The sequence below is a fragment of the bacterium genome (assembly GCA_035371905.1).
In the GTDB taxonomy this organism is placed as follows: Bacteria; Ratteibacteria; UBA8468; order B48-G9; family JAFGKM01; genus JAMWDI01.
This window is the reverse complement of the sequence record DAORXQ010000014.1, coordinates 19,637-30,975: the sequence shown is the minus strand read 5'-3', so window position 1 is coordinate 30,975 and position 11,339 is coordinate 19,637. Positions and strand designations below refer to the sequence as shown.

Annotated in this window: 12 protein-coding genes; 10 read left to right on the top strand and 2 right to left on the bottom strand. The window is 29.0% G+C overall.

The annotated features are described in order from the left end of the window. The 10 genes from PKV21_02805 to rpmB all read left to right on the top strand — a co-directional run. A partial coding sequence (locus PKV21_02805) for an acetyl-CoA carboxylase carboxyl transferase subunit beta (protein ID HOM26419.1) occupies positions 1-160 on the top strand: 160 nt, incomplete at its 5' end. Then, the gene (locus PKV21_02800) at positions 157-1,416 is read left to right on the top strand and encodes a folylpolyglutamate synthase/dihydrofolate synthase family protein (GenBank protein ID HOM26418.1); all 1,260 of its coding nucleotides are present in this window, start codon (positions 157-159) and stop codon (positions 1,414-1,416) included. The genes PKV21_02805 and PKV21_02800, both read left to right, overlap by 4 nt. 13 nt (positions 1,417-1,429) lie before the next feature. Next, the gene (locus tag PKV21_02795) at positions 1,430-2,494 is read left to right on the top strand and encodes a GNAT family N-acetyltransferase (protein ID HOM26417.1); all 1,065 of its coding nucleotides are present in this window, start codon (positions 1,430-1,432) and stop codon (positions 2,492-2,494) included. A gap of 91 nt (positions 2,495-2,585) precedes the next feature. After that, positions 2,586-4,022 (top strand): glutamate--tRNA ligase, encoded by a 1,437-nt coding sequence (gene gltX / locus PKV21_02790; GenBank protein HOM26416.1) that lies wholly within the window; start codon positions 2,586-2,588, stop codon positions 4,020-4,022. Continuing rightward, entirely contained in the window at positions 4,019-4,843 is an 825-nt protein-coding gene (locus PKV21_02785; GenBank protein ID HOM26415.1) for a DNA methyltransferase, read from the top strand. Before gltX ends, PKV21_02785 begins: the two co-directional genes overlap by 4 nt. 96 nt (positions 4,844-4,939) lie before the next feature. Then, positions 4,940-5,212 (top strand): restriction endonuclease, encoded by a 273-nt coding sequence (locus PKV21_02780; protein HOM26414.1) that lies wholly within the window; start codon positions 4,940-4,942, stop codon positions 5,210-5,212. 22 nt (positions 5,213-5,234) lie between these two features. Next, on the top strand, positions 5,235-5,615 hold the full coding sequence (locus PKV21_02775; GenBank protein ID HOM26413.1) for a type II restriction endonuclease: 381 nt from the start codon (positions 5,235-5,237) through the stop codon (positions 5,613-5,615). Beyond that, positions 5,608-6,156, top strand: a complete 549-nt coding sequence (locus PKV21_02770; GenBank protein ID HOM26412.1) for a D-lyxose/D-mannose family sugar isomerase — start codon at positions 5,608-5,610, stop codon at positions 6,154-6,156. Before PKV21_02775 ends, PKV21_02770 begins: the two co-directional genes overlap by 8 nt. 341 nt (positions 6,157-6,497) lie before the next feature. Next, positions 6,498-8,276 carry an O-antigen ligase family protein gene (locus PKV21_02765; protein ID HOM26411.1) on the top strand — a complete coding sequence of 593 codons (1,779 nt, stop codon included), beginning with the start codon at positions 6,498-6,500 and terminating at the stop codon, positions 8,274-8,276. A 4-nt stretch (positions 8,277-8,280) separates the two neighbouring features. After that, positions 8,281-8,487, top strand: coding sequence for a 50S ribosomal protein L28 (rpmB, locus tag PKV21_02760; protein HOM26410.1), 207 nt, complete (start codon positions 8,281-8,283; stop codon positions 8,485-8,487). Here rpmB and PKV21_02755 read toward each other — a convergent pair. After that, a complete protein-coding gene (locus tag PKV21_02755; GenBank protein HOM26409.1) occupies positions 8,480-10,012 on the bottom strand; it encodes a DHH family phosphoesterase in 1,533 nt (510 codons plus the stop codon). The two genes, rpmB and PKV21_02755, sit on opposite strands and share 8 nt — an antisense overlap. A gap of 17 nt (positions 10,013-10,029) precedes the next feature. Further along, positions 10,030-11,313 carry an alpha-L-fucosidase gene (locus PKV21_02750; protein ID HOM26408.1) on the bottom strand — a complete coding sequence of 428 codons (1,284 nt, stop codon included), beginning with the start codon at positions 11,311-11,313 and terminating at the stop codon, positions 10,030-10,032. Between the last annotated feature and the right edge of the window lie 26 nt (positions 11,314-11,339).

The following is an 11,339-nucleotide window of genomic DNA, read 5'->3' as shown; positions in this document are numbered from 1 at the left end:
TGCAGGACCAAGAGTTATAGAGCAGACGATTAAACAAAAACTTCCTCCAGGTTTTCAGACATCTGAATTTTTATATGAACATGGTTTAATTGATATGGTTGTAGAGAGGAAAAATTTAAAAGAAACATTAATAAAAATTTTAAGAATCTTCCATTCATGAACAATCTCACACCTTTAGAATTTCTTGATTCTTTAAGTGATTTTGGAATTAAACTTGGACTTGATAAAACCATTTATTATCTTGAAAAACTCGGTAACCCACACTATAAATATCCATCAGTACTTGTTGCAGGAACAAATGGAAAAGGTTCTGTATGTAAAACATTAAGCAAAATTCTTCAAACTTCAGGATACCGGGTTGGATTGTATACAAGCCCTCATTTGATTGATGTAAAAGAAAGAATAAGAATAAATGAAGAGAAAATAAAAGAGAAAGATTTTATAGAGAAAATTGAACAGTTAAGAAAACTTATAGAAAAACAGCCATATCACCTTTATCCGACATATTTTGAAGCACTTACAATAATAGCATTTTCTTATTTTTATGATAAAAAAATTGATATTCTTGTATGTGAGGTTGGAATGGGAGGAAGGTTTGACGCAACAAATGTCCTTCCCTCTTTTTTAGAGATAATAACCAAAATTGGACTTGACCATACAGAATTTCTTGGAAAAACTTATAAAATGATTGCAAATGAAAAAGCAGGAATAATAAAAGAAAAAACAATGGTTATTTCAGCAAAACAGAAAAAAGATGCAATTGATGTTATAAAGAAAAAGGTAAAGGATAAAAAAGGAGAATTATTTATTTATGGTGAAGATTTTAAAGGCAGAATTGTTTCTCTTTCTCCTTCAGGGATGATTTTTGATTTTAATGGAAGAGAGAAATATAAAAATTTAAAAACAGATCTATTGGGAACTCATCAGGTAGAAAATCTGTCAATAGCGATTGAGGCAGGTTTAATTTTGAAGGAAAAGGGATACATGATAAAAGAGAAAGATATAAGAGAGGCAATAAAAAACATAAACTGGAAGGCAAGATTTCAAATTCTTCAAAAAAACCCTTATATTATTTTTGACGGAGCACACAATGTTGACGGAGTTAAGAATTTGATGAAAAATGTGAAGAAAATATTTCCTGATACTAGATTTAATTATCTTGTTGGCATTTTAAAGGATAAGGACTACAAAAACATGGTTAAGATTTTTGAAAAACACGCAGGTAAAATAATTTTAACAAAGCCAAATTCAGATAGAGCCATTGAGCCATCTGTTTTAAAAGGTTTGTTAAAAAACAAAAAAAATGTCAAAATAATTGAAAATCCAGAAGAAGCATATAAATACATAAAAGGGACAAAAGAAAACTGGTTAATTTTTGGTTCTCTTTATCTTGCATCATCTATACTTACTGAATAAAAGGAGGATAAAAATGGAGATAAGACAGGGTAATTTAGAAGTTCTGGATGAAATGATTGAATTGGCTGATTTAGTTTTCCGTCCTAAAGAAAAAAGCATGGGTATTGAGACACCGATAATGTACAGCAAAGAGAATATAGAGAAAGGAAATACTTTTATAGCAATTGAGAATAAAAAAATTGTTTCTTTTGTCGGGCTGGTGGAAGAAGAAATAAATGTTTACGGTAATAGAATGAAAATAGGAGAAATTGGAAATGTCTGTACACATCCAGATTATAGAGGTAAAGGATTTGCCTCTGCTCTTTTACAGAAAGCAATAGAAAAGGCAACAGAAGATAAAATAGCATATTTAATGATTTCAGGAGGCAGGTCTTTATATAAAAGGATAGGTGCTGTAAGTATGCTTTATTATGTTTATCAAATTAGAGGTAAAAATAAAAAAGTAGATTTTAAAATAAAAAGGTTCAGGGATGAAATGTTTTCTGATTGTATGAAAATTTATCAAAAGGAACCTGTTAGATTTATAAGAAACAAAGATTTCTCACAACTTTTTTCTTTATATAACGGAAAATATAGAAAAAAAGTAATGTTATGCGAAAGCAGAATATATGTTATTCAGAAAGAACGGGAAATTTTAGGTTATTGGGCAGAAGGAGAGAGAAAGGGAGTTATAAATATTGGATACAACAGAGAATTTGCAGGTTCAAGAAAGTTTCTTGTTGAAGCATGGAAAAGTAGAAGAGGGAAAAAGAATATATTTGTTCCTTTATGGGATAGAGAATTACACTATCTTCTTGGAAAAGAAAAGGAAAAAAGGGAGATGGGAACGATTTTACTTATTAACCCTGAAATTCTTTTCAGTTCTTTATATGATTTTTTCAGAGAAAGGAATATAGAGATTGAATACAGGACAGAAGATAACAAATTTCTTTTAAAAGCGTATAATGAAGAAAAAAAATTTGAGAATTTAACAACTTTTTCTGAATTTTTATTTAACTTCCATGAAGAAAATCAAAATGGTATCTGGAAAAAAATTTTACCCATCCCTCTACCATCTTATGGATTAAATTATGCGTGAAAATAATTAAATTTTTTGTTCATTTTTAAGAAAGACAGGTACTTTTTATTTTTTTATGGTTTTGAAGTATAATTTTTAAAAAAGGAGAGATATGGTAAGAGTCAGATTTGCACCAAGTCCAACAGGTTTTTTACATATTGGTAATGCAAGAACTGCTTTATTTAATTATTTATTTGCAAGAAAGAATAAAGGAAAATTTGTTTTAAGAATTGAAGATACAGACATAGAAAGAAGTAGAAAGGAATATGAAGAGGCGATAATAGAAGATTTAAAGTGGCTCGGTCTTGAATGGGATGAAGGCCCTGATGTTGGAGGAGAATATGGTCCTTACAGGCAGAGTGAAAGGATTTATATTTACAGGGAATTTGCTGAAAAACTTTTAAAGGAAGGGTTTGTTTATAAATGTTTCTGTACAAAAGAAGAACTTGAAGAAATGAGAAAACAGGCACAGGAGAAAGGACTTCCTCCTGGTTATGATGGTAGATGCAGGAATTTAACAAAAGAAAAAATAAGTCAGTATGAAAGAGAAGGAAGGCAGTATGTTTTAAGGTTAAAAGTTCCTGAAGAGAAAATAGAGATAAATGACCTAATAAGAGGTAGAGTTGTTTTTGAAGGAGAACATTTAACCGATTTTGTTATAATGAAGTCAGACGGGACCCCTACTTTTAATTTTGCTGTTGTTATAGATGATTATTTGATGAGGATAACTCATGTAATAAGGGGAGAAGACCATCTTCCCAATACTCCAAAACATGTTTTAATTTTTAAAGCAATAAAAGCAGAAATCCCTCAATTTGCCCATATGTCTATGACATTGGGACCTGATAGAACAAGGTTAAGCAAAAGACATGGAGCAACATCTGTAAGAGCATATAAGGAAGAGGGTTATCTTCCAGAAGCATTTTTTAATTATATTTCTTTACTTGGATGGGGAACAACTGAAAGTAAAGAAATTTTTACAAAAGAAGAGTTAATAAATGAGTTTTCAATTGAAAGATGTCATAAAGCAAGTGCTGTTTTTGACCCTGAAAAATTATTGTGGATGAATAGTTTATATATAAGAAACTCATCAATTGATAGAATATACCAGTTATCCTTACCTTTTTTGAAAGAGAAAGGATTACTTTATGACAATGTTGAAAGAGAAAAGGAAGAATATATAAAAAAAGCGATATCTCTTGAGCAGGAAAAAATAAAGAAGTTAAAGGAGGTTCCGTATCTTATTGAATTTTTCTTAAAAGACCCTGAATATGAAAAAGAAAACTTTGAAAAACTTATAAATGAAAATACAAAGAAAATTCTATCTGAAATTGCAGATGTTTTTGAGAAAATGGATGATTTTAAAAGAGAGGAAATAGAAAGAAAAGTTAGGGATTACTGTTCTGAAAAGGGATTAAAGACATCTTTTGTTTTCCATCCATTGAGATTTGTAGTCAGTGGAAGAACAAAAGGCCCTGATTTGTTTGGTATGATAGAACTCCTTGGAAAAGAAAAAGTAATAGAAAGAATAAAAAAGGTAATAAAATGAAGAAAATTATAAATGGAGATTTGTTTATTGAGCAAAAGGAAGAGATGATAATAAAAGATAGTCCAGAAAAGATACATTATACGACAACAGAAATTAAAAATAAAGTTATTTTAGGAGATTGCTTTAATGTTTTAAGGAAGTTAAGAGAAGAAAGTTTTGATATGGTTTTTATTGACCCCCCTTATTTTTTACAACTTCCTCAAAAAGAGTTAAGGAGATGGAAAGTTAAAAGTATAGTTGAAGGGGTGAATGATGAATGGGATAAATTTTCTTGTTTTGAAGAATATGATAAATTTATTGCAAATTTACTTATAGAAGTAAAAAGAGTAATGAAGTCCAATGCTACAATATGGGTTATAGCAACTTATCATAGTATTTTTAGGATTGGAAAAATTATGCAAGACTTAGGTTTTTGGATCCTTAACGATGTTATATGGGTGAAAACAAATCCAATGCCTAACTGGTTAGGAGTTAGGTTTACAAATGCAACTGAAACTCTTATTTGGGCAGTAAAAGATAAAAATGTTAAAAGATATACATTTAACAAGGAATATGCTAAAAAATTTGGGATAGGAACGATAGGAGCAAATGTTTGGGTTTTACCAATTTGCTGGGGAAAAGAAAGAATTAAAGACTATAATGGGAAAAAACTTCATTCAACTCAAAAGCCAATAGAACTTCTTAAAAGAGTAATTTTAACAAGCACAAAAGAAAGAGATTTAATATTAGACCCTGTTGCAGGGACAGGAACAACTGGATATGTTGCCAAAGGGTTAAATAGAAATTTTGTTATAATAGAAATTAATCAAAAATATGTATAAGGAATAAAAAAAAGATTTGAAAGTTCTTTAAAATTAACGGAAACTTTAAAGTTACATAGAGAATGGAAGGAATATTTGAAAAAATCGAGGTAAACAATGAACTATGAAAAATTTTGTTCAATTTTAAATAGGCATATTTTTGAGGGAGAAAAAAAAGAGTTATTGAAAAAATTAGCAGAGAAACCGGAAAGATTTATTGGTTTATTTAGGCCAACAAAACCCGGTGCAAAAATTTTACAACATCTTCTTCAATCTCATGAAATTAGATTAGGGGATGCGGTTGAAGAAATAATAGATGAGATTTTTAATGAAATAGGGTTTAAAAGTTTAAATAAAAAAGTTATTAATAATAAAACTGGAGAAGAATAGTTTTTGGATCAATATTTTACAGATGGTAATAACTATTATTTTATTGAACAGAAGGTTAGGGATGACCACGATTCTTCAAAAAAGAAAGGGTAAATTAGAAACTTTGAAGCAAAATTGGAAGGAAAATTTGCCTGAATTGCCAGAGATTAATTTTGATAGAACTCCAGAGGAAAGTTTTAAGGAGATTAAAGATTTAGAATTAAGATACTGGAGAAAAATTTTAGAAAATGAAAAACTGTGGGAAGAAGGGATTATGAATGTACTATTTAAAGAAGGGAAAACACTAAGCCTTTTATACAATTTTTTCAGAGAAAAGGAAATAACTCCTTATAAAAATTTAGAAACAATGCTGGTAGAGAAATTAAAAAAATATTGGATAAAAGGAGGGGAAAAAAATGATTAAAAGAAGCAAGGTAGAGGAATTGAAGAAAAAGTCATTTGAAATGTTGAAGAAAGCAGGGATTGTTATAACTGAAGATGAGTACAAAAATATGGAAGTTGTTGATGCAGGTCTTGGAATTCCAGATGAAATTGGATTACAGATTATTGTTTATGTAAATAATGAAAGATACTGTGCAAAGGAACTTGTTTTATTACCAAGGCAGACATGTCCTGAGCATAGGCATCCACCAATATCTGAGAAAAATCCGGGGAAGCAAGAGACATTCAGATGCAGGTATGGAGAGGTTTATCTTTATATTCCAGGAGAACCTGTAGAAAATCCAAAAGCAATATTGAAAAGCAGAAAAGAATATTTTACTGTCTGGCATGAGATAATTTTAAAACCCGGTCAGCAGTATACAATTCCACCAGATACACTTCACTGGTTTCAGGCAGGAGATAAAGGCGCAATAGTAAGCGAGTTTTCTTCCCAGAGTATTGATGAAACAGATATTTTTACAGACCCTGACATTAAAAGAATAACGGAAATAGAACAAGGTTAAACTTGAGTTTTGCATTCATTTTTACACCAACTTCTATCAATGATTTTAACAACTTTTTCTTTATGATACTCTTTTATTTTGTTTCCTTCCTGTATAAATTCTTCTTTATTGTCAATCTATATGAAAATCTCTCAATTACTTCTTTTTTTCTGTATTCTTTGTTCTCTATATCAATAAATTTCATAGCATACTTATATTTTTTTTATCTCTGGCCTATTTAATCTTTTCAAATCCTCTTCTATTAAAGTAAGCCGTTTATTAGAAAAAATAAATTATGATATAATAAAATCTGTTGAAAATTAAGGAAAATCTTTATTAAAGTAAAAGAACAATAAATAAAAATGAAAGAAAAAGAAATAGCAAGATATAAAGTTAAACAATATAAGGGGAAAGGGCCAAAACTAAAAACAAAAAGAGAGATTGAGGCATATTACTGGAGTGGAGTTTTTGTTTTTTTTATGGGGGTCTTGCTTATTTTTAAACCTGCTTTTGACTACACTCTGATAAAGAATTTAAATGGTCTTTTATTCTGCCTTTTAATTTCAATCTATTTCCTTTTTTCAAAAAAAGAATTTGAAATTTCAAACTTTATATATCTACCGGTAATTTTTTTTACCTATGTTTTAATATCCTGTTTTTATGCACCTTTTGAATTTGAGGCAGCAAAAAACCTTGAAAATTACCTTCTTTATTTTCTTATTTTTATTATATCTTCGAACTTGGAAATTGATAAAAAAATCTTTTATATATGGATTGGCGCAGGAATTATTGCTTCTATAACAGGGATATGTCAGTTTTATGGAGAAAGACATTATGCTGTTTCAACATTTGGAAATCCCAATTTTTTTTCAGGTCATATAATAATGGTTTTATGTTTGTCTTTTTCAAATATTTTAAACTGGAAATTGTATGAAAAAGAAAAATATTCAGGATTATTTAAATTACTTGATATCTCCTGTTTAATTTTTGGTTTATGGGCTCTTGGAGTCGCTCAATCAAGAGCAGCATTAATGGCTTTTGTTATAGGGCTTTCCTCTGTCTGGTATATTCATAATATAGAAAATAGGTCAGAAATTAAATATGCTGTAATCTTTCTGATTATTTTTATTCTTGCAATCTTCTTTCCCAAAATTATTTTATGGTATAAAACAAATATAAGAAGTTATATATGGAAGGGAACCTGGAGAATGATTCTGAGAAAACCAGTTTTTGGCTGGGGATTTGGTAATTTTATTTTCTTTTATCCCTATTTCAGAGTAAGAGAATATTTTCTTCAACCTGAATCAACTCCTATTACAAATCATCCTCATAATGAATACCTTGAGATATGGTCAGAAATGGGGATTATAGGACTTCTGATTTTTCTCATTTTCGTATTTTCCTTTATTGTAGGTGCAATTAAAAATAAGGGTTCAAAAATCTTTTTTTCAGGAATTATTGGTGGAATAATAAGTGTTTTATGCGATAATATTTTTTCAACAAATTTAAGAAATCCCTCAACAAGTATGTATTTCTGGTTTCTAATCGGTATAACTTCTAAATATACAAAGGTAAAAAAAATAGATTTTAAATTTTCAAAATATTTGTGGTATATCATATTTTCAGTTTCTCTTATTTTTTCAATTTTTTATTCATATTACAGAATTTATCCCCAGATTTATTATAAGAATGGAATAGGAGCAAAAGATTTAGGTGATTATGAAGAAGCGATTGAAAATTATCTTATTGTTTGTAAATTGAATCCATATAATTATGAATGCTGGTATAAACTTGCTTACGCTTATGGAATGGTAGGAAATTATAAAAAGGCAGAAGAAATTTATCTGCATATAAATGAAAATCTTTTCCCTCATTATGCAAAAACAGATGCCAATCTTGGAACAGTTTATTTAAAAGTAGGGGAAATAGAAAAAGCATTTAAGTATTATAAAGAAGCAGAATTTTTTAATCCTTATGATGAAGATATTTTATGCAGTATTGCATCAATTTATCTTGTGTATTATAATAATATAGAAAAAGCTGTGGAGTATTTACAAAGGGTTCTGAAAATAAATCCAGATAATATATATGCAAATAGAACTATATCTCTTTTGAAAAAGGAAGGTAAAATAAGGAGGTAAAAATATGGCAATGAGATGTGAGATATGCGGAAAAGAAGGGAGAAGCGGTAATAAGGTTAGTCATTCAAATAGAAAGACAAGAAGAACTTGGAAACCCAATATCCAGAAAGTACTTGTTGAATACAAAGGTATTGTTAAAAAGATGCGGATTTGTACAAAATGTTTGAAAACAAAGGTAAAAAGACCTATAAAAGAAGTCCAGATTACCTGAAATTTTTTATTTTGAGAGAGATTTTATAATATCCATCAATTTCTTTAATTTCAGGAGTATAAAAAATTTCTTTTATTTCTCCATTAGGTTTTTTCCTTGTTTCAAATATAGATTCAAAAATTGTATTGCCCTTTTTTATCCAATATTTTTGTTCTTTTCCTTTTTTTATTTCTTTTATTGAAACATCCCTGCACAGAAAAACAGGAGGTCTATTTCCTTTTCCGTATGGTTTTAAAAGATTAAGATATTCAAAAATTTCCGGTTTTATATCCTCTATATCAAAGACAATATCAAAATACTCATCATCCTGATTTTTTTCTATTTTTATACTCTTCCAATATTCTCTAATTTCCTTTTCATTATTTAACGAAAATTTAAAACCAATAGCAGTTTTGTGTCCTCCAAAAGATAAAAATTTATCCTTTATTTTTTTCATTTTTGTATATAAATCATAATTTTCAGGACTTCTTGCGGAACCTTTCAAAATATTTCCTTTTTTACTTGCAATAAAGAATGGTTGTCCATACTTTTCTGTGAGACGGCTTGCTATTATACCACATAACGATTCAGGCAAAGTTTCAAAAACTAAAAACCTCTCTTCAAAATTTTCTTTTTCTTCTATTTTTTTTATTATTTCCTGGGTTATTTTATATCTCTTTTTATCAAGTTGTTCAATCTCTTGAAGCAGTTTTTCAATTTCTTTTTCTTCCTCTTCAAGAAAAAGATTCAATGTGATTTCAGGTTTTCCAAATCTGCCAGGAGAGTTTAATTTTGGGTTTATTTTTATTTTTACTTCATCAATTTCAAGAATACTTTTTTTCAAATATTTAGAAACAAGTAAATTTAATCCTTTAATGTTTGAATATTTTAAATCTTTGAGCATCTCTTTTACAAAAATTCTGTTTTCATCTGTTAAGTTTAAATTTTCACTTAAAGTTGCAAGTCCTACAATGCATATATAATCATTCAAACAAAAATGTGAATAATTTGACATTAAATACTGAAAAAGTTTAAAAGAAAGGCCTGTTGCAGAAAGGTCAATTTTTTCTGATGAGAATAAAGGATGAATGTATATTGGTCCTTCTGGCAAATTTTCAATGTCTGTTTGATGATGGTCAACAACTATGGTTTTTATATTATTTTCAACACATTTTTTTAAAAAGTTATAAGAAGAGACACCACAGTCTATAAGAATTATAATTTTATAATTTTCATTTAAGAGATAATCAACAAGGTTTTCTTCAATTTCATAGTCATCAAGCCGGTGGGTTAAGTAATAATTAAAGTCCCCATTTTTTTCTTTAAGAAATTTAAGTATAAAAAAAACACCTCCAATTCCATCAATATCTCCATCTCCATAAACAAATATTTTTTCATTTTTCTTAATTCCATTTAAGATTTCTATAGATGCTTTTTCTATATGTGAAATTATTTCAGGTCCAGAGATATCATTTAAAGTTGGAAATAGAAACTTTTTGATTTCTTTTTCTTCTTTTATATTTCTCCTGTACAAAATTTCTTTCAAAAAATAAGGGATTTCCATCATTTTAAAAACAATTCTATTACAGGAACAGCGACATTTGGTTTAAAAGGTGGTAATGTGAGTATTTTTCCTTCTTTTTCTCCCAATTGTTTTTTGTGCCATTCATCTGTCCCTATTTTTATTTCACTTCCATCATTAAGTAATTGTGCATATTCAACTTGTTCTTTATATGCTTTTCCTTCAAGTACTAAAAACTTATAAGGCCATGAAAGGATATGAACATAGAGACGATTTTTTTCAGGATTATATGTCAATTTACAATTTTCAGGTATTTTAAACTCTTCAGGAGCTTTGGTACAATCATAAATGCTTGAAAAATGATATTTCATCCATTCTCCAATTTTTTCAAGTCGTTCTCTTGCTCTATAATCAAATTCCCCTCTTGCAGTTGGTCCCACATTTAAAAGTAAATTTCCACCTTTACTCACACAGTCAATAAGTGTTTTTATTATTTCTTCTGTATCTCTCCATGTTGCCTCATCTCTGTGATAACCCCATGAACCAGAAAATGTCTGACATGATTCCCATATAATTTTTTTCCCATCTTTTTCTGGCCATTCATTTGGAACCACCTGTTCAGGAGTAACAAAATCATATTCATCTTCAAGGTCAAGCCTATTATTGAGTAAAATATGTGGTTGTAATTCTCTTATCATCTTTACAAGTTTTTCTGAATTCCAGTCATTTTTCCCTTTTCCATCAGGACCAGGATAACTAAAATCTGCCCAGAGTATATCTATTTTTCCATATTCTGTTAACAATTCTCTAATCTGACCGTGTAAATACTCTCTGTATTTTGCCATATCTCTTTCTTTATTCAACTTTTCTTTTTCTGGATGATTTCTTAATGGATGAAATCTGTCAATTGTAAAATGAGGATGATGCCAGTCAATTAAAGAATAATAAAAACCAATTTTAAATCCTTCTTTTCTGAATGCTTCTACAAAATCCCTCAATAAATCTCTTTTACAGGGAGTATTTGTTGCCTTATAATCAGTCAGTTTGCTATCCCAGAGACAGAATCCTTCATGATGTTTTGTTGTAATAACTGCATATTTCATACCTGCCTTTTTTGCTATCTTTGCCCATTCTTCTGGATTATAAAGGTCTGGATTAAATCTTTTAAAATATTTCTCATCATAAATTTCATTCGGTATTTCTTCCCTGTTTCTTACCCATTCATGTCTTGCAGGTAAAGAATATAGTCCCCAGTGAATAAAAAGACCAAATTTTGCTCTTATAAACCATTCATAATCTCCTTTCCCTTTTCTTATTTCATACATTTTTCTTCCTCCTTTTTAGTTTTTAC